Origin of the sequence: Naasia sp. SYSU D00057 (genome assembly GCF_017916505.1) — a bacterium.
GTDB lineage: Bacteria > Actinomycetota > Actinomycetes > Actinomycetales > Microbacteriaceae > Naasia.
Window position 1 is genome coordinate 102208 of sequence record NZ_JAFMSZ010000003.1, and the last position, 22980, is coordinate 125187.

Genomic DNA, 22980 nt, shown 5'->3' on the forward strand with positions numbered 1-22980 from the left:
GGAGGTATCCCCACATGCAGATCGGTCTCGTCGGCCTCGGCCGCATGGGCAACAACATGCGCGCCCGCCTGCGCAACGCCGGCATCGACGTCGTCGGCTACGACACGAACCCCGACGTCTCGGATGTCGCAACGCTCGGTGACCTCGCGGCCGCGCTCGAGGGCCCCCGCATCGTGTGGGTCATGGTGCCGGCCGGCAAGATCACCGACTCCGTCGTGAAGGACCTCGCCGGGGTGCTCTCGAAGGGCGACCTCGTCATCGACGGCGGAAACTCCAAGTTCACCGACGACTTCGCCCACGAGGCGCTGCTCGCCGAGGCGGGCATCGCCTACGTCGACTGCGGCGTCTCCGGCGGCGTCTGGGGACTGCAGAACGGCTACGGCCTCATGGTGGGCGGCGCCGATGAGGACATCGCGCGCGCGATGCCGATCTTCGACGCGCTGCGCCCGGAGGGCCCCCGCGAGGAGGGCTTCGTCCACGTCGGGCCGGTCGGCGCCGGGCACTACGCGAAGATGGTGCACAACGGCATCGAGTACGCGCTCATGCAGGCATACGCCGAGGGCTACGAGCTGCTCGAGGCCCGCGAGGACCTCATCAAGGACGTCCCGGGAACCTTCAAGGCGTGGCAGCGCGGCACGGTCGTGCGGTCCTGGCTGCTCGAGCTGATGGTGCGCGCGCTCGACGCGGACCCGGAGCTGGCCGAAATCGAGGGCTACGTCGGCGACTCCGGCGAGGGCCGATGGACGATCGAGGACGCGCTCAACCACTCGGTGCCGGTGCCCACGATCTCCGCGTCGATCTTCGCGCGCTTCGTGTCGCGCCAGGACGACTCCAAGGCGATGAAGGCGGTCGCGGCCCTGCGTCAGCAGTTCGGCGGCCACGCCGTCAAGCGCACCGCCGACGGCTAGACGCCTCCGGGAGATGCACGTCCGGCGCCTGAACCTCGTCGACTTCCGGAACTACGAGAACGCCGACCTCGTCTTGGCGGACGGGGTCAACGTCCTCGTCGGGAGCAACGGGCAGGGCAAGACGAACCTCGTCGAGGCGCTCGGCTACCTGAGCACCCTCGGCTCGCATCGCGTGTCGAGCGATCTCGCACTCGTGCGGCGCGGGGCGACGAGCGCGATCGTCCGCGCCCTGCTCGGCAACGGCGACCGTGAGTTCCTCGTCGAGCTGCAGATCAACGCGGCATCGGCGAACAAGGCCCAGGTCGGCCGGTCCCCCGCCAAGGTGCGCGATCTGCCGCGCTACTTCTCGAGCGTGCTCTTCGCCCCCGAGGACATGGCGCTGGTCCGGGGCGACCCCTCGGGCCGGCGCCGGTTCGCCGACGAGCTCCTCGTACTGCGCACCCCGCGCCTCGCCGGCGTGCTCTCCGACTACGACCGCGCCCTGCGCCAGCGCAACACGCTGCTGAAGACCGCGAGGGCGACCGGCGCGAAGGCGCTCTCGACCCTCGACCTGTGGGACGAGCGGCTCATCGACTTCGGCTCGCAGATCATCGCCGCCCGACTCTCGCTCGTCGACGACCTCCGGCCGCACGTCGCCGCGGCATACGAGGGCATCGTCGGCGCCGACCATCGCCCGCGGCTCGCCAGCCAGCTCAGCATCCTGTCCCAGCGACCGGACGCCGACGAGGAGGGCACGGAGCGGACGGACGAGACGCTGCCGATCGAGCAGATCCGCACGCACTTCGCCGAGTCGCTCGCCGCCGCACGCCCCAAGGAGCTCGAGCGCGGGCTCACGCTCGTAGGGCCGCACAGGGACGACATCGTGTTCGAGCTGAACGGGCTCCCGGCTCGCGGCTACGCGAGCCACGGCGAGTCCTGGTCGTTCGCGCTCTCCCTGAAGCTTGCCTCCGCCGAGCTGCTGCGGGCCGAGGCGAGTGCGGGGGACCCTGTGCTGATCCTCGACGACGTGTTCGCGGAGCTCGATGCTCCGCGCCGCCGGCGACTGGCCGCCGCCATCCAGGACTACGAGCAGGTGCTCATCACCTCCGCCGTCGCCGAGGACGTCCCGGAGATCCTTCACGGCAGCATGGTGCGCATCCAGGCCGGCCGCATCCTCGAGCAGGCGGGCACCGACGGATGAACGACGACGACTCGGTCGTCGAGGAGGCGCGGTCCGTCTATCTGCGTCTCCGGGTCGCGTTCGGCGGTCCTGCGGCGGGTCCCCGCACGAAGCGCCGGCGCCGCACGCAGGACGAGGGGGAATCCCAGCCCTTCGGGGTCGGGCGGGACCCGGCCAAGCTGGGCGACGCCCTGTCCGGGCTGACCTCCTCGCTCGGCTGGGACACCGTCCTCTCCCAGTCGGAGCTCATCGCCGCCTGGCAGGAGATCGCCGGACCGGAGACGGCGGCGCACTCCGAGCCGACCGGCGTGGAGGACGGCCTGCTGCGGGTGAAGTGCGACTCGACCGCCTGGGCGACCCAGCTCCGGCTCATGCGCACCGAGATCCTCACGCGCATCGCGCAGAGGTTCCCGGAGGCGGGCATCCAGAACATCGCCTTTTCCGGACCGGGGGCCCCCAACTGGAAACGTGGCCCCAGATCGGTTCCAGGGCGCGGTCCACGCGATACCTACGGCTGAGCGGGCAAATCTGGTCACCGTCGCTTCAAACGCCCGTCAGAGGCCCGATTCCGGCACCCGCCAACTGATAGAATCAAGGCTCTACCGGCGGGAGCCAGGACCTCATATATGACAGACACGACACAGCCGATGCCGGACGACAGTTACGGCGCCAGCGCCATCCAGGTGCTCGAGGGTCTCGAAGCGGTGCGGAAGCGTCCGGGCATGTACATCGGCTCGACGGGTCCGCGCGGTCTCCACCACCTCGTCTACGAGATCGTCGACAACTCCGTCGACGAGGCCCTCGCCGGCTACTGCGACGACATCCAGGTCTTCATCCGGCGCGACGGCGCCGTCACGGTCGTCGACAACGGGCGCGGCATCCCGGTGGACATCCACCCGGTCGAGAAGCGCTCCACCGTCGAGGTCGTGCTCACCGTGCTTCACGCCGGCGGCAAGTTCGGCGGCGGCGGCTACGCGGTGTCCGGCGGCCTGCACGGCGTCGGCAGCTCCGTCGTCAACGCGCTGTCCACCCGGCTGGACGTCGAGGTGCGCCGCCAGGGCTTCGTCTGGCGTCAGAGCTTCCGGTCGGGGGTACCCACCGCTCCCCTGGAGAAGGGGGAGGAGTCGACCGAGACGGGCACGACGATCACCTTCTGGCCGAACGACGAGATCTTCGAGACCGTCGAGTTCGACTACGAGACGCTGCGCACCCGCTTCCAGCAGATGGCGTTCCTCAACAAGGGGCTGCGCATCTCGCTGACGGACGAGCGCCGGACCGCCGCCGACGACACCGACCCGGATCAGGGCATCGCCGAGGAGGGCGAGGAGACGGCGCCGCTGTCCCACGTCTTCTTCTACGAGAACGGCCTCGTCGACTACGTGCAGTACCTCAACTCCTCCAAGCGCGCCGAGGTCGTGAACCCCGACATCATCGCGTTCGAGCAGGAGGACAAGGACCGCAAGATCTCGCTCGAGATCGCGATGCAGTGGACGACCGCCTACACCGAGAGCGTCCACACCTACGCGAACACCATCAACACCCACGAGGGCGGCACCCACGAGGAGGGCTTCCGCGCGGCGCTGACCACCCTCGTCAACCGCTACGCGCGCGAGAAGGGCATCCTCAAGGAGAAGGACGACAACCTCTCCGGTGACGACGTCCGCGAGGGCCTCACCGCCGTCATCTCCGTGAAGCTCGGCGAGCCGCAGTTCGAGGGCCAGACGAAGACGAAGCTCGGCAACACGGAGGCCAAGGCGTTCGTGCAGCGCGTGGCGGGCGATCAGCTCGGCGACTGGTTCGAGCGGAACCCCGCGCAGGCCAAGGAGATCATCCGCAAGGCGCTGCAGGCGGCCACCGCTCGCATGGCGGCCCGGAAGGCGCGCGAGACCGCGCGGCGGAAGGGCCTCCTCGAGGGCGGCGGCATGCCCGGCAAGCTCAAGGACTGCCAGAGCAAGGACCCGGTCGTCTCCGAGATCTTCCTCGTCGAGGGCGACTCGGCCGGCGGCTCCGCGGGCACCGGCCGCGACCCGATCCACCAGGCGATCCTCCCGCTTCGCGGCAAGATCCTGAACGTGGAGAAGGCGCGCCTCGACCGTGCGCTCGCGAACGCCGAGGTCCAGTCGATGATCACCGCCTTCGGCACCGGCATCGGCGAGGACTTCAACGCCGAGAAGGCGCGGTATCACAAGATCATCCTGATGGCCGACGCCGACGTCGACGGCCAGCACATCACCACGCTGCTGCTCACCCTGCTGTTCCGCTACATGCGCGGCCTCATCGAGATGGGCTACGTCTACCTCGCGCAGCCGCCGCTGTACCGCCTCAAGTGGACGAACGCTCCGCACGACTACGTGTACAGCGACCGTGAGCGCGACGCCCTCCTCGAGGACGGCCAGAAGAACGGCAAGCGCATCCCCAAGGAGAACGGGATCCAGCGCTACAAGGGCCTCGGCGAGATGGACTACAAGGAGCTGTGGGAGACCACCATGGATCCCGCGACCCGCACCCTCCGCCAGGTGACGGTGGAGGACGCCGCGGCCGCCGACGAGATCTTCTCGACGCTGATGGGTGAGGACGTCGAGTCCCGCCGCAGCTTCATCCAGCGCAACGCGAAGGACGTTCGTTTCCTCGACATTTGATCCGGTGGATCAAATGTCGAGGACCCCGGTGGTTGAGGAGCGGCGCGTGCAGCGCCGCGTCTCGAAACCCGATGACGTTCTCTGAGACGAGAACCGCGGACGACGCAAACAGAGCAAAGAACGGACACCATGACGGACAAGATCGAGCAGGTCGACCTCCAGCTCGAGATGCAGAGGTCGTACCTCGACTACGCGATGAGCGTGATCGTGGGTCGGGCGCTGCCCGACGTGCGGGACGGCCTGAAGCCGGTGCACCGCCGCGTCGTCTACGCCATGTTCGACGGCGGCTACCGCCCGGACCGCTCGTTCAGCAAGTGCGCGCGCGTCGTCGGCGAGGTGATGGGCCAGTACCACCCGCACGGTGACAGCGCCATCTACGACGCCCTGGTCCGGCTCGTCCAGCCGTGGAGTCTCCGCTACCCGCTCGCGCTCGGTCAGGGCAACTTCGGCTCGCCCGGCAACGACGGCGCCGCCGCCGCCCGGTACACCGAGACGAAGATGGCGCCGCTCGCCCTCGAGATGGTCCGGGACATCGACGAGGACACGGTCGACTTCCAGGACAACTACGACGGCAAGACGCAGGAGCCGGTCGTCCTGCCGAGCCGCTTCCCGAACCTGCTCGTCAACGGCTCGGTCGGCATCGCGGTCGGCATGGCCACCAACATCCCGCCGCACAACCTCCGTGAGGTCGCGGCCGGCGCCCAGTGGCTGCTCGAGAACCCGGACGCGAGCCGCGAGGAGCTGCTCGCGGCCCTGCTGCAGCGCATCAAGGGCCCCGACTTCCCGACCGGTGCCCAGATCCTCGGCACCAACGGCATCGAGGACGCGTACCGGACCGGTCGCGGCTCGATCACCATGCGCGCGGTCGTCAACGTCGAGGAGATCCAGGGCCGGACCTGCCTCGTCGTCACCGAGCTGCCGTACCAGGTGAACCCCGACAACCTCGCGGTGAAGATCGCGGAGCTCGTCAAGGACGGCAAGATCGCCGGCATCGCCGACATCCGCGACGAGAGCTCCGGCCGCACCGGTCAGCGCCTCGTCGTCGTGCTGAAGCGCGACGCGGTCGCGAAGGTCGTGCTGAACAACCTGTACAAGCACACCCAGCTGCAGGAGAACTTCGGCGCCAACATGCTGGCGATCGTCGACGGGGTGCCCCGCACCCTGCCGCTCGACGGCTTCATCTCGCTGTGGGTGGAGCACCAGATCGAGGTCATCGTCCGGCGCACCGCGTTCCGGCTGCGCAAGGCCGAGGCGGATGCGCACATCCTCCGCGGCTACCTCAAGGCGCTGGACATGCTGGACGAGGTCATCGCCCTCATCCGTCGCTCGCCCACGGTCGAGGACGCGCGCGAGGGCCTCATCGAGCTGCTCGACGTCGACGAGGTGCAGGCCACCGCCATCCTCGGCCTCCAGCTGCGCCGCCTCGCGGCCCTCGAGCGCCAGCGGATCATCGAGCAGGCCGCCGAGCTCGAGCGGCTCATCGCGGAGTACAAGCACATCCTCGCGACGCCCAGCCGGCAGCGGGAGATCATCAGCGAGGAGCTCGCCGAGATCGTCGAGAAGTTCGGCGACGAGCGGCGCACCGAGATCCTGCTCGGGTACGGCGGCGGCATGAGCGTCGAGGACCTCATTCCCGAGGAGGAGATGGTCGTCACGGTCACCCGCGGCGGCTACATCAAGCGCACCCGCAGCGACAACTACCGTCAGCAGCACCGGGGCGGCCGCGGGGTGCGCGGCGCCCAGCTGCGCGCGGACGACGTCGTCGACCACTTCTTCGTCACCACCACGCACCACTGGCTGCTGTTCTTCACCAACAAGGGCCGCGTCTACCGCGCGAAGGCGTACGAGGTGCAGGAGGGCGGTCGCGACGCCAAGGGTCAGCACGTCGCCAACCTGCTCGCGCTGCAGCCGGACGAGGAGATCGCGGAGGTCCTCGACATCCGCGACTACGGCGTCGCCCAGTACCTCGTGCTCGCCACCCGTCAGGGCCTCATCAAGAAGACGGCCCTTCCCGAGTACGACACGAACCGCACGGGCGGCATCATCGCCATCAACGTGCGCGAGGGCGACGAGCTCGTCTCGGCGCTGCTCGTGAACGAGGACTCCGACCTGCTGCTCGTCTCCCGCAAGGGCATGTCGATCCGCTTCACGGCGACCGACGACGCGCTCCGCCCGATGGGCCGCAGCACCTCCGGCGTGATCGGCATGCACTTCCGCGGCGAGGACGAGCTGCTGAGCGCCTCGGTGCTGAACGGCAACTCCGACTCCGCGTACGTGTTCATCGTGACCGAGGGCGGCTACGCCAAGCGCACCTCCGTGGACCAGTACCGCGTGCAGAACCGCGGAGGGCTCGGCATCAAGGTGGCGAAGCTCGAGGAGTCCCGCGGCGACCTGGCGGGCGCGCTGATCGTCGAGGACAACGACGAGGTGCTCGTCGTGCTCGCCGGCGGCAAGGTCGTGCGGTCGGCGGTCTCCGAGGTTCCGGCGAAGGGCCGTGACACGATGGGGGTCGTCTTCGCCCGATTCGGCGACGAGGACAAAATCATCGCGGTTGCGAAGAACAGTGAACGTAATCTAGACGCGAACGGGACCGCTGCCGATGACGCAGAGCCCGCCGACGTCGAAGCCGAGAAGGGCGAGTCAGGGGATGAGTAGTGTCGCGGAGAAGCTGGCACGGAAGACGTCGCGCCCGGTGAGCGGGGGAACCAAGCAGGTTCGCTTGAAGCTCGTCTACGTGGACTTCTGGTCGGCGGTCAAGCTGTCGTTCCTGGTGGCGGTCGCCCTCGGCATCGTCCTGATCGTGGGCACCGCCCTCATCTGGATGGTGCTCGCCCAGACCGGCATCTTCGACCGGCTGAGCGGCCTGTTCGGCGAGATCTCGGGCGACACCAGCTTCAGCCTCACGGCAACGTTCGGGCTTCCGCAGGTGCTCGGCTTCTCGGTCGTCATCGCGCTGCTCAACGTCATCGTCGGCACGGCGCTCGGCGCGATCTCCGCGGTGCTCTACAACCTGAGCGTCCGGATCAGCGGCGGCCTGCTCGTCGGCTTCACCAACCAGTAGGGGAGCCGGGCCGGCCCGCCCGCGGCGCCCGGCTCGATTCGCCGTACCGGCCTGCATGCGGTAATGTCGATCAGGCCGAAAACGGGGCTATAGCTCAGGCGGTTAGAGCGCTTCGCTGATAACGAAGAGGTCCCAGGTTCAAGTCCTGGTAGCCCCACGCAAGACTTCGGGAACGAACCCGATCCCGACCCCGTCTCGGGGACGTAGCTCAATTGGCAGAGCACCTGCTTTGCAAGCAGGGGGTTAGGGGTTCGATTCCCCTCGTCTCCACGAGCGAAGGCGCCGTCCGTCAGGACGGCGCCTTCGGTCGTTCTGACGGCGTGGGATGAGCAAACCCGACGCTGGGTGGGCCCCCGGCGCCGGTTCCGGCGCGCCGCGCAGCGGCGTGACGGCCGTGCCCGGGGATCGATTCCCCTCGTCTCCACAGTGCTAGTTCGGCCCGCCGCCGCTGCTGCGGCGCGCGTCGTGGGCAGTCCGGCCGGCCCGACGCGGCGGCCCGGCCTCCCGACCCAGCGCATGTCGCGCGGGCCTCGCGGGTTTCGATGCGCACCTTCCGGTGATTGACGAGCCTGCGAAGCGGGCGTCTCGGAATCCCGACATCTCTCGGAACTCAGCTCTTCCGCCGGGCGCCGGACGGGTCAGGTGAGGATGTCCTTCGTCGAGAGGCGGCCGTAGGCGAGAGCGCCGAAGAGGGCCACGTAGCCGAGCTGCAGCAGGGCGTTGCTCTGGAACGAGTCCCAGACGATCGGCTCGCGCAGGAAGTCGGCGAAGCCGAACCACCAGTGGCTGAACAGCCACGGGTGCAGCCAGTCCAGCTGGGGAAGCGAGTCGAGGATCTGGGATGCCGCGGCGAGGACGATCGTCGCCGCCATCGCCCCGACCGGAACCGTGGTCAGGGTCGACAGGAACAGCCCGATCGCACTCAGCCCCAGCAGCGACACGGCGACATAGACGACGAGCAGGGCACAGCGGACCGCGAAGCCGCCGGCATCCACCGTCACCCCGGACAGCAGCGTGACGTCGCGGATGGGGAACAGCAGCGCCCCGACGGCGATGCCCGCGAGCAGCACGACGAGCGGTGCCGCGATCGCGAACACCGCCGCGGCCGCGTACTTCACGAGCAGCACGCGCACGCGGGTCGTCGGAGCGACCAGCAGGTAGCGGAGGGTGCCGAGGCTCGCCTCCCCGGCGATCGTGTCGCCCGCCACCACTCCGACGGTGAGCGGCAGGAACAGGGGCACCGACACCGTGAGCGCGGTGAACGACACGAACAGGCCGTTCTCGCTGATCGCCGTGAGGAACGGCGGGCCGCTCTCGGCGTTGGGCCGGAAGCGCACCGCGACGCCGATGAGGACGGGCACGAGCGCCAGGGCAGCGAGCATCGCCCAGGTGCGGCGCCGGCGGAAGAGGAGCCCCAGCTCCGAGCCGAGCAGCGCGAGCGGACGGACGCGCGTGCCCGTCGTCTCAGCCTGCGACATCGAAGCCCTCACCGGTGAGCGCCACGAAGCGCTCCTCGAGCGACTCGCCCTCGACGCCGATGCCGCGCACGCGGACACCGGCCTTCACGAGGGCCTCCGTCACCGTCTCCGGCGCGACGCTGTCGGGCAGAGGTGCGACGACGTCCGTCGCCTCGCTGAGCGGCGACAGGCCGATCCGCGCGAGCACCTCCCGGGCCGTCGGAGCGTCCGGTGTGAGCACTCGGATGCGCGCCGAGCCGTGCCGGCGCAGCTCGTCGAGGGGCCCCTGCGCCACCAGGCGACCGGAGCTCATCACCGCGGCGTGGGTGCAGAGCTGCTCGACCTCGGTCAGCAGGTGGCTGGACACGAAGATCGTCGTCCCCTCCGCGGCGAGGGAGCGCAGCAGCGTCCGGATCTCACGCGTGCCCTGCGGGTCGAGGCCGTTGGTCGGCTCGTCGAGGATCAGCAGTTCCCGCGGCCGGAGCAGCGCGTTCGCGATCCCGAGCCGCTGCTTCATGCCGAGCGAGTAGGCCCCGACCTTCTTCTCGGCCGCGTTGCTCAGCCCGACCCGCTCCAGCGCGGCCTCGACCCGCGCGTGCCGGGTGGAGGGCGACGAGGCTCCGTCGGCGGCGTCGTAGCGGCGCAGATTGGCCCGGCCGGACAGGAACGGGGCGAACGCGGGACCCTCCACGAGCGCCCCCACGCGGGGGAGCACCGACGACAGCGCGCGCGGCATCGGCTCGCCGAGCATCGCGATATCACCGGCGGTCGGAGTGGCGAGGCCGAGCAGCATCCGGATCGTCGTCGTCTTGCCCGATCCGTTCGGCCCCAGGAAGCCGAAGAGCGCGCCGCGGGGAACGTGCAGATCGAGGGCGTCGACCGCGCGGCGCCGTCCGAAGGTCTTCCCGAGTCCGCTGGTGCGGATGGCCGGGTCGGCCGCCGTCACCGGGCGGCGGCCTGCAGGGTCTCCACGGGGACCGCCCCCGCGAGAACTCGCCCGTCCGAGGTGAAGAGCACGGAGACGAGTGAGGTCGACAGCACCCGGCCCTCCGGTACTGCCACGGTCAGCTGCTCGAAGAGCGCCGCCTGCTCCGGATCAGCCGAGGCCAGCACGTCGCCGGGCAGCTCGACGACGCTCGCCCAGCCCTCGCCGGTGACCACCGGCTCCGGGGGTTCCGGCATGGCGGGGGCCACGCCGGGCGTCGGCTGCTTCTCGTGCACGACCGTGCCCTCGGCGGGGGTGAAGGTGAAGAGGTCGGGGGACGGGGTGTCGTAGTCGATCTCGCGGAAGCCGACCGACACCGCGTCGTCGGTGCCGTCCGTCGAGTCGACCTCGACCCGCAGCGGGAGGCCGGTGTCGGCATCGACCGAGAGCTCGATCTCCGCGACGAGGCTCTCCTCGGTGCGCGGGGTCAGGATGAGGTCGTAGACCTCGCGTCCGGCGACCCGGTTGCCCGACTCGACGGAGACGGCCGTCGTCGGATCGATCTTCGCGAGCAGAGCCTCGGCCAGGTCCGGGGGAGTGGCCGGCGCGGACCACTCCGCATCCTCCGGCAGCACCGCGTGGATCGCCTCGTCGCGCTTGGAGTCGTACGCCCACACCTCGCTGCCGTTGCGGATGAGGTCGCGCTCGGCGAGCCGGTCGAGCAGCTGCACGCGCTGTCCTTCGGCGCCGTCGGAGAAGACGCGTGCCGAGTGGTCGCCGGTGAGGAACTCCACCACGGCGGACTCGTCGGAGGAGCCGTAGCCCTTCATGTCGGACTCGGGCAGCTCGGGCAGCCCCAGCTCGGACGTCTGCTCGACGGTTCCCGAGAACGCCACGCCCGCGCTCGACGCGATGAGGTCGAGCACCTCCTCCGGCCTCCGGTCCGGCACGTCTCCGGCTGCGGACATCGCGGGGAGCGCGACGGCGCCGGCGACCACCACGATCGGTACGGCGGCCGCGGGAAGCCAGCGCGAAAGCTTGTTCATCGGGTACCTCGCTCTCGAGGGGATGCTACGCCCGCCGGCTGAGCGTCCGGGCGTTTGCACACCAAGTTCGCGGCGATGTTCCACGGGAAACACGAAGGGCCCCGGCGGATGCCGGGGCCCTTCGGAGTGTGCGATCCGCTCAGGCGGTGGGCGTCTTCGGGACGTCCGTCGGGTTGGTGCTGCCGGTCGCCTCGGGCTCGTCGTCGGCGATCCACAGATCGTCGTCCGCCCGGAACGTCTGCCATGCGGCGTAGGCGACACCGGACAGGGCGAGGGCGCCGACGCCGATGAGGGCGTAGGTGCCGGCACCCGGGCCGGTCTTCACGGGAACCGGCTCCGGCTTGCGGAACGAGGCGGAGAACGCCTTCGCCCGCTCTGCCAGGGCGGCGGTGTCGACGCGCGACGCCAGGCCCTTCGAGAGCTGCAGCACCGACAGGGCGGAGGCTCCGACGCCGCTCAGCAGCGGCAGCACATCGGTGATGACCTTGCCGCGGGCCTGGTTCGCGAAGACGACGCTCCTGTCGACGGTGGGCTTGAACCGGGACTCGTACGTGGTCAGCACCCGGGGAACGACATGCTCCTGGCTCAGAAGGTTGGCCTGGACGCGGGCCTGCCGGGCCACGGCGGAGGCGTGCTCGAGCACCTCCTGCTGCTCCTGCCACAGCTTCTCCGCACTGCTGCGGAGACGAGCCAGTTCCTTCTTGCGCTTACGGGAGAGCTCCATGTCCTGCCTCCAAAATGGGTTCGCTCGCGGGGTTTCTCCATCTTGCCACCCAGAGCGCTGGGAGCGCCCTGGGGAGTTTTTGCGGGCGGATTAGGCTATAGGCATGATTCAGCACACCGCGGTAGCCACTCTCCACACCACTCAGGGCGACATCCGAGTGAACCTGTTCGGGAACCAGGCGCCGAAGACGGTGCGCAACTTCATCGGCCTCGCGACCGGCGAGACCGAGTGGACCGACCCGCGGACCGGCAAGCGCGGCGACGGCCCCCTCTACACGGACGTCGTCTTCCACCGCATCATCCCCGGCTTCATGATTCAGGGCGGCGACCCGACCGGCACCGGCATGGGCGGCCCCGGCTACGAGTTCGACGACGAGATCTCGCCGGACCTCGACTTCACCGAGCCCTACGTGCTCGCGATGGCGAACGCCGGCAAGCGCGGCGGCCGCGGCACCAACGGCTCCCAGTTCTTCATCACCACCGGCGCCACGACGTGGCTGCAGGGCGCCCACACCATCTTCGGCGTCGTCGCCGACGACGAGTCGCGCGCCGTCGTGGACAAGCTCGGCGCCGTCCGCACGGACGCCCGCGACCGTCCCGTCGAGGAGCAGGTGCTCACGGGCGTCACCGTCAGCGAGCGGTGAGCTTCCTCGGCGGCTCGCGCGGCAGGACCTGGCGGCGCCTGCGCTCCACGATCGCGCCGTCGGTCACGTACGTGCTCATCACCGTCACGCTGCTGGTCTTCCTCCTGCAGCTGCTCTCGAGCGCGGTGACGGACGCCCTCCTCTACGCCCCGGTGTACTCCCGACCGGAGACGGGGTTCCCCTTCGAGCCGTGGCGGCTCATCACCGTCGCCTTCGTGCATTCGCCGAGCGTGATCCTGCACATCGCGTTCAACATGCTCGCACTGTGGATGTTCGGGCAGCAGCTGGAGTCGGCGGTCGGGAAGTGGCGCTTCCTCGCCATCTACCTGCTGTCGGCTCTCGGCGGCTCCGTGGCGGTGCTGTACCTGAAGTGGAACGATCCGGCGCAGGCGGTCGTCGGCGCCTCCGGTGCCGTCTTCGGCCTGCTCGGCGCGTTCTTCATCATCGCGCGCAAGCTCGGCGCCAACACGGCGGGCCTCGTGATCCTGATCGCCCTGAATCTCGGCATCGGGCTGTTCTTCCGCACGATCTCCTGGCAGGCCCATGTCGGCGGACTGCTGGCCGGCGCGCTCGTCGCCTTCGTGCTGGTGCAGACGCGGCGCCGGAACCAGCAGAGGCTACAGACCGGTCTGCTCATAGGAGTGGGCGCCGGCCTGACCCTGGCGGGGATCGCGCCCGCCATTCTGGGCTAGCAGTTATCCACATGTGGATTCACACTGTGCAGAACTACACCCGTGTAATTGCCGAGTGACCAGCCGATATTCGGCTCCGTGTACCCCTCGTCGGGGGAGAGGATGACCCCCGTGACCGATCTCGGCCTGCTCTTCGATGTGGACGGCCCCCTCGCGAGCCCGATCACCCGCACCGTGGCGATCCCCGAGATCCTCGCCGATCTCGTCGCGCTGACGCGGGCGGGGGTTCCCATCGCCTTCATCACCGGACGCTCGGACGCGTTCGTACGCGAGCAGCTGCTCGGCCCCCTGCGCGATGCCGGCCTCGAGGACGTGCTCGCGTCGGGCGAGGCACGCATGTTCGGAGTGTTCGAGAAGGGCGCGGTCGAGGCCCCCATCACGGCCGCCGGCCTGGGGGAGCTCGCCGTCGACTCGGCTGTGGCGCTGCCGCAGCCGGTCGTCGACGCCGTCCGCGAGCTCGTCGCGCGGAGGTACTCGGACACCATGTTCTTCGACGACACGAAGCGCGCGATGGTCTCGGTCGAGCAGCGCACCGACGTGGACTCGGACCGGTATCACGCGGCGCAGGGACCCTTCAACGACGAGGTCTTCGAGCTCGCCGTCGGCGCCGGCATCGGGATCCGCTACGGCGACCGTGAGGCCCCCGACGCCGCGGGCGAGGTGCCGTTCCGCATCGACCCGACGATCATCAGCACCGACCTCGAGTCGATCCTGCTCGACAAGGACCGCGGTGCCGAGCGCGCTCTCCGCTACTTCGCCGGGCTCGGCGAGCTGCCGCGGCGCTGGCGGACCATCGGGGACTCCCGCAGCGACTACAAGATGGCCGACTACCTGCACGGGGCGGGCTTCGAGGTCGCCCACGTCGACGTGCGGCCGAGCGACGGCGTTCTCGACCGGCCCTACCAGGTGATCACGATCGGGGACGCGATCCACGACGAGGCGGGAGCGCGGTTCCTCGCGCACTGGGTGCACCAACTCGGGGCCAGCTGAGGCGCTTACTCGGGCCTCAGGCCTGCGTGGTCGCCTAGAAAGGCGGGGTGGCGTGATGTCGAGACGCCCGCTGCGCGGGCTCTTCGATCACCGGTTGGGGGGAATCAGCGCCAGCGGGTGGTCATCAGGAAGCCGATGAAAGCGATGCCGAACCCGATGAGGATGTTCCAGCTCTGCAGATCCGGGATCGGCAGCGTGCCCTGGCTGACGTAGAACACGATGATCCAGGCGAGGCCGATCAGCATGAAGCCGAACATCACCGGCTTGAACCAGACGGGGTTCGGTGCCTCAGCGCTGCTGCGCTCGTCGGTGCGCAGCTCGTCTCGGACGCGGGGTCGTGCCATGCGGAGGAGTCTAGCAAAGGGGTCCGGTCCCTCCTGTGAGGCTCCGGGGCGCCCCGCAGATGCGAGACTGTACGGGCCATGACCCGGATTCTCGTGATCGACAACTACGACAGCTTCGTCTACACGCTCGACGGCTACCTGAAGCAGCTGGGCGCGGAGACCGACGTGGTGCGCAACGACGGCATCGCGGAGGGCGAGCTGAAGGACCGGTTCGCCGAGTACGACGGCGTCCTCATCTCGCCCGGGCCTGGCAAGCCGGTCGACGCGGGCGTCTCCGTGGCGGCGGTCGGGGTCGCGCTCGAGCTCGAGAAGCCGCTGCTCGGCGTCTGCCTCGGGCACCAGGCGATCGCCGAGGCTCGGGGCGCCGTGGTGACGAACGCCGAGGAGCTCATGCACGGCAAGACGTCGTCCATCGAGCACGACGGCAGCTCCTTCTACGCTGGCGTGCCCCAGCCGTTCACCGCCACGCGATACCACTCGCTGGCCGTCGTCGACGGCACCGTGCCTGATGAGCTCGTCGTCACGTCCCGCACCGTCGGCGGGGTGATCATGGGCCTCCGCCACGTGGAGGCGCCCGTCTTCGGCGTGCAGTTCCACCCGGAGTCCGTCCTCACCGAGGGCGGCTACCGCATGCTCGGCAACTGGCTGGGCGTGGTCGGGCTGGCCGAGGCGCCGGAGCGCGCGAGGAGCCTCAACCCCCTGCTCACCGCACACCGCGGCTGATCAGGAGGGGCGATCGCCGTCCCGCGGACCGCCTGGCGGCGGTGCCCGCGCGTGCGGCCGCCGGCGTCAGCGCGCGTCGCAGTAGGTGATCGTGACCTCGGACCCCTGCGGCACCGTTCCCGGGGCCAGCGACTGCGCCACGACCTTGTCGGACGCCTCGCCGCAGTTCGTGGTCGACTCCACGCTCACCCGCAGCAGCAGCTCCGGTCCCTCGAGCAGGCCGCGGGCGTCGGTGACCGTGAGGTTCCGCACGTCGGGCATCTCGACGAGTCCGTCGGAGACGACGAGGTTCACCGTGGCGCCCTCGGCGATCTGGGTGCCGACGGCGGGATCCGCACGCAGGACGGCGCCCTCGGGGACCGTGGGGGAGTGCTCGCGGGTGATCGTGCCCACGATGAACTTGGACTGCGTGACGAGGTCCTGCGCGGCGCTCTGCGACAGGCCGACCACGTTCGGCACGGCCGACTGGGTGGGCCCGCTCGACACCCAGATGTCGATCTTGGTGTCGGGCGCCACGACGGTGCCCGGCTCGGGCTCCGTGCGGATCACCTGATCCGCGGCGTAGATGTTGCTCGGCTCGCTGTGCCGCACGGGAGCGAGGTCCATGTCGCGCAGCGATGCTGCCGCGTCGTCGTAGGCCCGACCGGCGAGATCCGGCACCTTCCGGGACAGATCGGTGGTCAGCGATGAGCTCGGCGTCAGGGTGAACACCCAGATGACGACCGCGATGACGATGACGGCGACGCTGACGATGCCCGCCCAGATCCACACCGCGGGCGGGCGCGTCTGTGTCCGAACCAGCGTGTCGTCGTCCGCGGCGAGCTGCTTGAGCGCGGGGTTGTCGGCGAGCGGGTCGCCGGTGTCCGCGAAGAGGTCGGTCTTCGGCTCCTGAGCGGGCAGACGCCGCGTCGGCATCGTGCCGGCGGCGGCCGCGTGCACGTCGTCGCGGAACTCGGCCGCGCTCTGGTAGCGCTCCGCCTTGTCCTTCGAGAGAGCGCGGAGCGTCACGGCGTCGAGGGCCTTCGAGACCTTCGCGTTGAACGAGCTCGGGCTCGGCGGCGCCTCGCTGACGTGCTGGTAGGCGACCGCGACCGGCGTGTCCCCGCGGAACGGGGCGCGGCCGGCGAGCATCTCGAACAGCACGACACCCGTCGAGTACAGGTCCGTACGGGCGTCGACGGTCTCGCCGCGGGCCTGCTCGGGCGAGAAGTACTGCGCGGTGCCGAGGATGGCGGTGGTCTGCGCGACCGTCGCGGAGGAGTCCGAGATCGCGCGGGCGATGCCGAAGTCCATCACCTTCACCTGGCCGGTGCGGGTGATCATGATGTTGCCCGGCTTGATGTCGCGGTGCACGACGCCGGCGCGGTGGGAGTACTCGAGGGCGGTGAGGATGCCGTCGATGATGTGCACGGCCTCGGCCGGCTCGAGCGGCCCCATCGCGATGATGTCCTTGAGGAGCTTGCCGTCGACGTACTCCATGACGATGAACGGCTGGGCGCTCTCGACGCCGTGCGCGTCCCGCACCATCTCCTCACCGGCGTCGAAGACGCGGACGATCGTCGGGTGCGCCATCCGCGCGGCCGACTGCGCCTCCTGGCGGAAGCGGGTGCGGAAGGCGGGGTCGTTCGCGAGCGACGACTTCAGCAGCTTTATCGCGACCGTGCGGCCGAGCCGGTTGTCCGTGCCCAGGTACACGTCGGCCATGCCGCCGCGACCGAGGAGCGAGCCGAGCTGGTAGCGCCCGGCGAGCATCCGGCGCGTGTCCGGCTGGGGGCGGGCGGTGGGGCCGGTGGAGGTGGTCACTGCGTCGGTTCCGGTGTGGGGGTGGGCTCGGGCTCGGGCTCGGGCTCGGGCGCGACGGCCTCGAAGGTCAGATTGCCCGACGGTGCGGACGCCCGATCGCCGCAGTAGGCGACGTAGTTGACCGTGACGGTTCCCGCCTGGCTGGGCGTGACCTGGAGACTCGTGGATCCCGCGTTGGCCTGGCTCGCCTCGTTCAGGCCGCCGCCCGACACGTTCACGGTGTAGCCGCTGAGAGAGGTGCCGGCGGGGCACGCGCCGTAGCGGTCCCAGCTGATCGTCACCGGATCGCCGACGTTCACCGTGGCGGAGCTCGACCGTGCCGTCGCGGGCGCCGGGATATCGGCCATCTCGCCGTAGTACGTCACGGTGACGGCGGTGCCCTTGGTGACGTTGCCCGACGGGTTGACGTCCGAGACGAGGCCGACCTGATCCTCGTTGGACGCCGCGTTGCCCTCGCGAAGCGTGACGCTCAGCCCGAGGCCCTCGAGCTCGGCCTGCACCTCGTCGACCGGCCGGTCGATGAACGCGGCTCGGTCGACCACGACCGTGTTGCTCGTCGGGGTGGCCGACGGTGTCGGGGTGGCCGACGCGGACGGCGTCGCCGAAGTGGGCGGGGCGGACGAGGGGTCCGCTGCTCCTCGCGGGTTGCTCAGGAGCCCGATCAGCATGGCGATGAACGCGATCACCAGGATCGAGACGAGCACGATGAGCGGGATCGTCCACGGGCTGCGCTTGTGCGGCTCCTCGTCCTCCAGCTCGTCGGTCGCCGTCGAGGCGCCGACCGCACCGGCCGCGCCAGCGCCCAGAGCACCGGCGGGCAGGATCGTCGTGGCGGCCGAGGTCGCGGCTCCCGCGCCGGCGGCGGGCAGCAGCTGGGTCGCGGCCTCCGTCGGGGGCAGCGAAGCACCGTGCGGAAGGATGCCGGGAACGGCGGCCGCGGCGGCGGCCACGTCACCCCGGCGCAGCGCCTGTGCGGCGCGGGCGAGGTTGGCGGCGGATGCGGGGCGATCCGACGGGCTCTTCGCGATGCACGCCATCACGAGGTTGCGGACGGGCGGCGGCACGGTGGGCGGCAGGTCCGGCGGTGTCTCGTTGATCTGGGCCATCGCGATCGCGACCTGCGACTCGCCCGTGAAGGGGCGACGGCCGGCGAGGGCCTCGTAGGCCACGATGCCGAGGGAGTAGATGTCCGTGGCGGGCGAGGCGGGGTGGCCGCTCGCCTGTTCCGGGGACAGGTACTGGACGGTGCCCATCACCTGGCCGGTGGCGGTCAGCGGCACCTGGTCGGCGATGCGGGCGATGCCGAAGTCGGTGATCTTGACGCGGCCGTCCGGGGTGATGAGGAGGTTGCCCGGCTTGATGTCGCGGTGCACGAGGCCCGCGGCGTGCGCGGCCTGCAGTGCCGACGCGGTCTGCGCGACGATGTCGAGCACCCTGTCCGTGGGCAGCACGTGCTCGCGCTCGAGGATGGAGGAGAGCGCCTCACCGGGCACCAGCTCCATCACGAGGAAGGCGCTGCCCTCCTCCTCGCCGTAGTCGTAGACGTTGGCGATGCCCTCGTGGTTGACGAGGGCCGCGTGCCGGGCCTCGGCGCGGAATCGCTCGAGGAACCCCGGGTCGCCGAGGTACTCGTCCTTCAGGATCTTGATGGCGACAGTGCGCCCGATGACGAGGTCGGTCGCCTCCCACACCTCGCCCATGCCGCCGATGGCCACACGGCTCGAGAGCTGGTAGCGCCCGCCGAAGGTCAGGCCGCTCACAGGCCTCATCGATTCAGCACCGCCTCAAACACCTGCCTCGCGATGGGCGCGGCGACCAGATTCCCGAATCCGGTCTGACCGAGCCCGCCCCCGTTCTCAACCACGACCGCGACGGCGACCTCCGGGTTGTCCGCCGGCGCGAAGCCGGTGAACCACAGGGTGTACGGATCGTCTCCGCCGTTCTGCGCAGTTCCCGTCTTACCGGCCACGCTGATTCCGTCCATTCTTGCATTGCTGCCCGCGCCGTTCTCGACGTTCTGGACCATCATCTGAGTCAACGTTGCAGAGGTGTTACCACTGATCGGAGTCGAGAACTCCTCGGCCTGGAACTCCTGCTCGACGGTGAGGTCGGGCGACAGGATCTGGTCGATCAGCGTCGGCTTCATGACCGTGCCGCCGTTCGCGATGCCCGCCGACACCATGGCCATCTGGAGGGGGGTCGCGCGGTCCTCGTACTGCCCGAATGCGGACAGCGCGAGCTGCGCGTCGTCGAGGCCGCGCGGGTAGCTGCTCGGCGTCACCCGCATCGGGATGCTGAGGTCCTTGCCGAAGCCGAACCCGGTCGCCATGTCCGCGATCCGCTCCTCGCCGAGCTGCAGGCCGACCTCCGCGAAGATCGTGTTGCAGGACAGGCGGAGGCCGGTCGCGAGCGTCGCCGTCTCGCCCGGACCGCACGCGTCGCCGCCCGCGTTCGTGACGGTCGCGGTGCTGCCGGGCAGCGGGAAGCTGACAGGGTTTGGGAACTCGGAGTCGGGCGTGAACTGGCCGCTCTCGAGGGCCGCGGCCGAGACGATCAGCTTGAACGTCGACCCGGGCGGGTTGAGCGTGCCGCCGATGGCGCGGTTGGCCAGCGGCTGGACCGGGTCGTCGATGAGGGATTGATACGCCTGCTCGGCGGCCGCGCCGTCGTGCACCGAGAGCGTGTTCGGGTCGAAGCCGGGCTTCGAGACGAGGGCCAGGATGCGGCCGGTGGCCGGCTCGATCGCGACGATGGCGCCCTGCTGGTCGCCGAGCGCGTCGTAGGCCGCCTGCTGGACGACCGGGTCGAGCGTGAGCTCGACGGAGTCGCCCTGCTGCTTCTTCCCGGTGAAGATGCTGCCGATCTGGTCGAAGAACTGGCTGTTGGCGGTGCCGCTGAGCTCGTCGTTGAGCGCGCCCTCGACGCCGGTCGGCTCGCCGCCGATCGTGAGGTAGCCGGTGACCGAGGAGTAGAGGTCGCCGCCCGGATAGGTGCGCTGGTACTTGTAGATGTCGTCGGAGGGCACCGACTCGGCGATGGGCTGGCCGTCGACGAGGATCGACCCGCGCTGCGCCGAGTAGCTCTGGTAGAGCGTCCGCACGTTGCGGCTGTCGGCGCGCAGGTTGTCGACCTGGAACACCTGGATGACGCTCGTCGCCCCGAAGAGGATGCCGAACATCACCACCACCAGGATGCTGATCCGCTTGAGCTCCCGGTTCATACGACGAGCCTCGGCTGGTTGCGGACGCTGTCGGAGATGCGCAGCAGGAGGGCGGCGATGATCCAGTTCGCGACGAGGGACGATCCTCCCGCGGCGAGGAACGGCGTGGTGAGACCGGTGAGCGGGATGACGCGCATCACGCCGCCGATGACGATGAAGCACTGCAGGGCGAGCACGAACGACAGGCCGACCGCGAGCAGCTTGCCGAAGTCGTCCTGGCCGGCGAAGCCGATGCGGAAGCCGCGGCTGACGAGCAGGAGGTAGAGCGCGAGGATCGCGAACAGGCCGGTGAGGCCGAGCTCCTCGCCGAGCGTCGCGATGATGTAGTCGCTCTGCGCGACGGGCGTGACGTCGGGCATCCCCTGGCCGAGCCCGGTGCCGGTCAGGCCGCCGTTCGCGAGGCCGAAGAGCCCCTGCACGAGCTGGTAGGAGCCGCCGTCGCTGTTGTAGATGTCGGGGTTGAACGCGTCGAGCCAGTTCATGAGCCGGCCGTTCACGTAGTCGAGCGTCTGGCTCGCGATGAGCGCGCCGCTCGCGAAGAGGATCAGGCCGAGCAGGATCCAGCTGAATCGTCCGGTCGCCACGTAGATCATCACGAGGAACAGGCCGAAGTAGAGCAGGGCGGTGCCGAGGTCGCGCTGGAACACGATGACGCTCATCGCGACGGCCCAGACGACGAGGATCGGGCCGAGGTCGCGGCCGCGCGGCAGCTGGAGGCCGAGGATGCGGCGGCCGACCATCGAGAGCGAGTCGCGGCGGCTGACGAGGTAGCCGGCGAAGAACACGGCGAGGGCGATCTTCGCGATCTCACCCGGTTGGAACGAGAACGGGCCGATGCTGATCCAGACCCGCGCGCCGTTGATGGTCTGGCCGATGCCGGGCAGCATCGGCAGCAGCAGGAGCAGCACCGCGACGAGCATCGCGAGGTACGTGTAGCGCTGCAGGACCCGGTGGTTGCGGACGAGGATGAGCACCGCGAGGGCACAGACGATCGCGACCGCGGTCCAGACGATCTGGCGCACCGCCACGGCGTCCCAGCCCTCGTCGCCGTACGCGACGTCGACCCGGTAGATGCCGGCGATCCCGATCCCGTTGAGCAGGGTCGCGATGGGCAGCACGAACGGGTCGGCCTCGCTCGCGGTGAAGCGCAGCACGAGGTGGACGGCGAGGGTCAGCAGCGAGAGCCCGGCGACGAGCACGATCAGCGAGGGCTGGATCGCCCCGGTCGCGCCCAGCTGGACGAGCACGATCGCGGACGCGTTGATCGCCCAGACCACGAGGAGCAGCGCGAGCTCGAGGTTGCGCATCCGGCGCGGCATGCGCATCGTGCGCACCTTCTCGGTGCGTCCGCGGGGAATCGTCCCGGTGGCGGTGTCGCTCATCGCCCACTCCCGCTGCTGGCGACCGATTCGAGGTTCTCGACGATGGCGTCCGCCCGGTCGGCGCTGCCCGCCGTGATCGTCGCCTCGACCTGCGCCTGATAGTAGGCGGGCAGGTCCGACACCTCGATGTCGGTGTCGCGGATGACGGACGAGAGCGGGAAGGGGCCGATCGAGGCCTGCACGCCCTGGTACACGGCGACGCGGCCGTTCGATTCGCCGATGTAGTACTGGTCCTGCGTCCAGCGGTAGCCGACGATCGCGGCGATGACGCCGGCGAGCAGCACGACGCCGACGCCGGCCAGCCAGATGATGCGGCGGCGCCGGGCACGCCGGCGGTCCTCGGCGAGCAGGTTCTCGAGGTAGTCGTCGTCGGCCTCGAGGTGCGTCTCGCGCGCGACCGCGGTCGCCTTGAGCGGGTGGAGGAGCAGGGTCGGCAGGCGCAGCCGCCGTCCGCCTTCGCCGTCGAACTCCAGGGGCCCCGCGGCGCTGCCGACCGTCACCGCGGCGTTGGGGGAGTCCGCCTCGGGGGTCTCCGGCTCGATGTCGGCGACGATCACGGTGACGTTGTCCGGCGCGCCCTGCTCGAGGGCCTCGCGAACCAGGCGGTCGGCCACGTCCGAGGGGCTCGCGTTGTCGCCCAGGATGGAGCGGATCCGCTCCTCCGACACGTAGCTGCTGAGGCCGTCCGAGCAGAGCAGCCAGCGGTCGCCCTTGACCGTCGTGACGATGCTGGTGTCGATCTCGGGCGCCTGGTCGATGTCGCCGAGCACTCGCATCAGGACGGAGCGGCGGGGGTGGATCAGCGCCTCCTCCGGCGTGATGCGGCCGCTGTCGACGAGGCGCTGGACGAAGGTGTGGTCGGTGGTGACCTGGGAGAGCTCGCCGTCCCGCAGCAGGTAGATGCGCGAGTCGCCGATGTGGGCGATCGCCATGCTGTCGCCGACGCGGATCATCGCGGACACCGTGGTGCCCATCCCGGTGAGCTCGGGGTGCTCGAAGACGGTCTCGGCGAGCAGCTGGTTCGCCGCGACGAGAGCGGACTGCAGCGCGAACTCGGCGTCCTGCGGCGACGAGTACCGCGCGGTGTCGGTCTCGGCGATGCGGTTCACCGCGATGGCCGAGGCGACGTCACCGCCCGCGTGGCCGCCCATCCCGTCGGCGACGACGAAGAGCTGGGCCCCGGCGAAGCCGGAGTCCTGATTGTTGGAGCGCACCTTGCCGACGTGCGAGACCGCGGCTCCCAGTGTCTTCTGGACCATCCGCG

20 protein-coding genes and 2 tRNA genes are annotated in these 22980 nt (G+C 70.0%); 12 read left to right on the top strand and 10 right to left on the bottom strand.

The window, feature by feature from the left end; all coding sequences use genetic code 11:
- Window positions 1–14: 14 nt before the first annotated feature.
- From gnd to J3P36_RS11010, 8 genes are all read left to right on the top strand, one after another.
- Complete coding sequence (gene gnd / locus J3P36_RS10975; protein WP_210508069.1) at window positions 15–908, top strand: phosphogluconate dehydrogenase (NAD(+)-dependent, decarboxylating); 894 nt, start codon at window positions 15–17, stop codon at window positions 906–908.
- A gap of 13 nt (window positions 909–921) precedes the next feature.
- A complete protein-coding gene (gene recF, locus J3P36_RS10980) occupies window positions 922–2088 on the top strand; it encodes a DNA replication/repair protein RecF (protein WP_210508070.1) in 1167 nt (388 codons plus the stop codon).
- Entirely contained in the window at window positions 2085–2585 is a 501-nt protein-coding gene (locus J3P36_RS10985; protein ID WP_210508072.1) for a DUF721 domain-containing protein, read from the top strand. The genes recF and J3P36_RS10985 overlap by 4 nt, the downstream gene beginning before the upstream one ends.
- A gap of 108 nt (window positions 2586–2693) precedes the next feature.
- The gene (gene gyrB, locus J3P36_RS10990; protein ID WP_210508074.1) at window positions 2694–4706 is read left to right on the top strand and encodes a DNA topoisomerase (ATP-hydrolyzing) subunit B; all 2013 of its coding nucleotides are present in this window, start codon (window positions 2694–2696) and stop codon (window positions 4704–4706) included.
- Window positions 4707–4835: 129 nt separating this feature from the next.
- The gene (gene gyrA, locus J3P36_RS10995) at window positions 4836–7361 is read left to right on the top strand and encodes a DNA gyrase subunit A (protein ID WP_210508076.1); all 2526 of its coding nucleotides are present in this window, start codon (window positions 4836–4838) and stop codon (window positions 7359–7361) included.
- Window positions 7354–7767 carry a DUF3566 domain-containing protein gene (locus J3P36_RS11000; protein WP_210508078.1) on the top strand — a complete coding sequence of 138 codons (414 nt, stop codon included), beginning with the start codon at window positions 7354–7356 and terminating at the stop codon, window positions 7765–7767. The genes gyrA and J3P36_RS11000 overlap by 8 nt, the downstream gene beginning before the upstream one ends.
- Window positions 7768–7850: 83 nt before the next feature.
- Window positions 7851–7924: transfer RNA gene (locus tag J3P36_RS11005), tRNA-Ile, on the top strand.
- A 40-nt stretch (window positions 7925–7964) separates the two neighbouring features.
- Window positions 7965–8037, top strand: a tRNA-Ala gene (locus J3P36_RS11010).
- 368 nt (window positions 8038–8405) lie between these two features.
- On the opposite strand, the gene J3P36_RS11015 is transcribed toward J3P36_RS11010, so the two are convergent.
- The 4 genes from J3P36_RS11015 to J3P36_RS11030 form a co-directional block, all read right to left on the bottom strand.
- Entirely contained in the window at window positions 8406–9245 is an 840-nt protein-coding gene (locus tag J3P36_RS11015; protein WP_210508079.1) for an ABC transporter permease, read from the bottom strand.
- Window positions 9232–10170: an ABC transporter ATP-binding protein gene (locus J3P36_RS11020; protein ID WP_210508080.1), complete on the bottom strand. Its 939-nt coding sequence runs from the start codon at window positions 10168–10170 to the stop codon at window positions 9232–9234. Before J3P36_RS11020 ends, J3P36_RS11015 begins: the two co-directional genes overlap by 14 nt.
- Complete coding sequence (locus tag J3P36_RS11025; RefSeq protein WP_210508081.1) at window positions 10167–11195, bottom strand: DUF2092 domain-containing protein; 1029 nt, start codon at window positions 11193–11195, stop codon at window positions 10167–10169. The genes J3P36_RS11020 and J3P36_RS11025 overlap by 4 nt, the downstream gene beginning before the upstream one ends.
- A 139-nt stretch (window positions 11196–11334) precedes the next feature.
- Window positions 11335–11919, bottom strand: a complete 585-nt coding sequence (locus J3P36_RS11030) for a hypothetical protein (RefSeq protein WP_210508082.1) — start codon at window positions 11917–11919, stop codon at window positions 11335–11337.
- A gap of 103 nt (window positions 11920–12022) precedes the next feature.
- Between J3P36_RS11030 and J3P36_RS11035 the strand changes: the two genes are divergently transcribed.
- The 3 genes from J3P36_RS11035 to J3P36_RS11045 all read left to right on the top strand — a co-directional run bounded on the left by J3P36_RS11035 (window position 12023) and on the right by J3P36_RS11045 (window position 14244).
- Window positions 12023–12562, top strand: a complete 540-nt coding sequence (locus J3P36_RS11035; RefSeq protein WP_210508084.1) for a peptidylprolyl isomerase — start codon at window positions 12023–12025, stop codon at window positions 12560–12562.
- On the top strand, window positions 12559–13254 hold the full coding sequence (locus tag J3P36_RS11040) for a rhomboid family intramembrane serine protease (RefSeq protein WP_307807055.1): 696 nt from the start codon (window positions 12559–12561) through the stop codon (window positions 13252–13254). Before J3P36_RS11035 ends, J3P36_RS11040 begins: the two co-directional genes overlap by 4 nt.
- Window positions 13255–13356: 102 nt before the next feature.
- Window positions 13357–14244 carry a hypothetical protein gene (locus J3P36_RS11045; protein ID WP_246854626.1) on the top strand — a complete coding sequence of 296 codons (888 nt, stop codon included), beginning with the start codon at window positions 13357–13359 and terminating at the stop codon, window positions 14242–14244.
- Between the two features lie 104 nt (window positions 14245–14348).
- On the opposite strand, the gene J3P36_RS11050 is transcribed toward J3P36_RS11045, so the two are convergent.
- The gene (locus tag J3P36_RS11050; protein WP_210508088.1) at window positions 14349–14588 is read right to left on the bottom strand and encodes a cell division protein CrgA; all 240 of its coding nucleotides are present in this window, start codon (window positions 14586–14588) and stop codon (window positions 14349–14351) included.
- Between the two features lie 78 nt (window positions 14589–14666).
- Here J3P36_RS11050 and J3P36_RS11055 point away from each other — a divergent pair, with 78 nt between their 5' ends.
- Entirely contained in the window at window positions 14667–15311 is a 645-nt protein-coding gene (locus J3P36_RS11055; RefSeq protein WP_210508090.1) for an aminodeoxychorismate/anthranilate synthase component II, read from the top strand.
- A gap of 66 nt (window positions 15312–15377) precedes the next feature.
- On the opposite strand, the gene pknB is transcribed toward J3P36_RS11055, so the two are convergent.
- The 5 genes from pknB to J3P36_RS11080 are packed head-to-tail and all read right to left on the bottom strand — an operon-like array spanning window position 15378 to window position 22975.
- On the bottom strand, window positions 15378–17114 hold the full coding sequence (pknB, locus tag J3P36_RS11060; protein ID WP_307807056.1) for a Stk1 family PASTA domain-containing Ser/Thr kinase: 1737 nt from the start codon (window positions 17112–17114) through the stop codon (window positions 15378–15380).
- Complete coding sequence (locus J3P36_RS11065) at window positions 17111–18883, bottom strand: protein kinase (RefSeq protein WP_210508092.1); 1773 nt, start codon at window positions 18881–18883, stop codon at window positions 17111–17113. The genes pknB and J3P36_RS11065 overlap by 4 nt, the downstream gene beginning before the upstream one ends.
- Window positions 18880–20334 carry a penicillin-binding protein 2 gene (locus tag J3P36_RS11070; RefSeq protein WP_210508094.1) on the bottom strand — a complete coding sequence of 485 codons (1455 nt, stop codon included), beginning with the start codon at window positions 20332–20334 and terminating at the stop codon, window positions 18880–18882. The genes J3P36_RS11065 and J3P36_RS11070 overlap by 4 nt, the downstream gene beginning before the upstream one ends.
- Complete coding sequence (locus J3P36_RS11075) at window positions 20331–21716, bottom strand: FtsW/RodA/SpoVE family cell cycle protein (protein WP_246854627.1); 1386 nt, start codon at window positions 21714–21716, stop codon at window positions 20331–20333. The genes J3P36_RS11070 and J3P36_RS11075 overlap by 4 nt, the downstream gene beginning before the upstream one ends.
- Window positions 21713–22975 (bottom strand): Stp1/IreP family PP2C-type Ser/Thr phosphatase, encoded by a 1263-nt coding sequence (locus J3P36_RS11080; protein WP_210508096.1) that lies wholly within the window; start codon window positions 22973–22975, stop codon window positions 21713–21715. The genes J3P36_RS11075 and J3P36_RS11080 overlap by 4 nt, the downstream gene beginning before the upstream one ends.
- Window positions 22976–22980: the final 5 nt, after the last annotated feature.

Bases quoted from the DNA above. Each gene is read 5' to 3' on its own strand.
- gyrB (WP_210508074.1), top strand. From the start codon at position 2,694: ATGACAGACACGACACAGCCGATGCCGGACGACAGTTACGGCGCCAGC.
- J3P36_RS10985 (WP_210508072.1), top strand. From the start codon at position 2,085: ATGAACGACGACGACTCGGTCGTCGAGGAGGCGCGGTCCGTCTATCTG.
- gyrA (WP_210508076.1), top strand. From the start codon at position 4,836: ATGACGGACAAGATCGAGCAGGTCGACCTCCAGCTCGAGATGCAGAGG.
- J3P36_RS11015 (WP_210508079.1), bottom strand. From the start codon at position 9,245: ATGTCGCAGGCTGAGACGACGGGCACGCGCGTCCGTCCGCTCGCGCTG.
- J3P36_RS11055 (WP_210508090.1), top strand. From the start codon at position 14,667: ATGACCCGGATTCTCGTGATCGACAACTACGACAGCTTCGTCTACACG.
- J3P36_RS11075 (WP_246854627.1), bottom strand. From the start codon at position 21,716: ATGAGCGACACCGCCACCGGGACGATTCCCCGCGGACGCACCGAGAAG.
- J3P36_RS11050 (WP_210508088.1), bottom strand. From the start codon at position 14,588: ATGGCACGACCCCGCGTCCGAGACGAGCTGCGCACCGACGAGCGCAGC.
- J3P36_RS11045 (WP_246854626.1), top strand. From the start codon at position 13,357: ATGACCCCCGTGACCGATCTCGGCCTGCTCTTCGATGTGGACGGCCCC.
- J3P36_RS11025 (WP_210508081.1), bottom strand. From the start codon at position 11,195: ATGAACAAGCTTTCGCGCTGGCTTCCCGCGGCCGCCGTACCGATCGTG.
- recF (WP_210508070.1), top strand. From the start codon at position 922: ATGCACGTCCGGCGCCTGAACCTCGTCGACTTCCGGAACTACGAGAAC.
- J3P36_RS11080 (WP_210508096.1), bottom strand. From the start codon at position 22,975: ATGGTCCAGAAGACACTGGGAGCCGCGGTCTCGCACGTCGGCAAGGTG.
- J3P36_RS11000 (WP_210508078.1), top strand. From the start codon at position 7,354: ATGAGTAGTGTCGCGGAGAAGCTGGCACGGAAGACGTCGCGCCCGGTG.
- J3P36_RS11070 (WP_210508094.1), bottom strand. From the start codon at position 20,334: ATGAACCGGGAGCTCAAGCGGATCAGCATCCTGGTGGTGGTGATGTTC.
- J3P36_RS11030 (WP_210508082.1), bottom strand. From the start codon at position 11,919: ATGGAGCTCTCCCGTAAGCGCAAGAAGGAACTGGCTCGTCTCCGCAGC.
- J3P36_RS11065 (WP_210508092.1), bottom strand. From the start codon at position 18,883: ATGAGGCCTGTGAGCGGCCTGACCTTCGGCGGGCGCTACCAGCTCTCG.
- J3P36_RS11035 (WP_210508084.1), top strand. From the start codon at position 12,023: ATGATTCAGCACACCGCGGTAGCCACTCTCCACACCACTCAGGGCGAC.
- gnd (WP_210508069.1), top strand. From the start codon at position 15: ATGCAGATCGGTCTCGTCGGCCTCGGCCGCATGGGCAACAACATGCGC.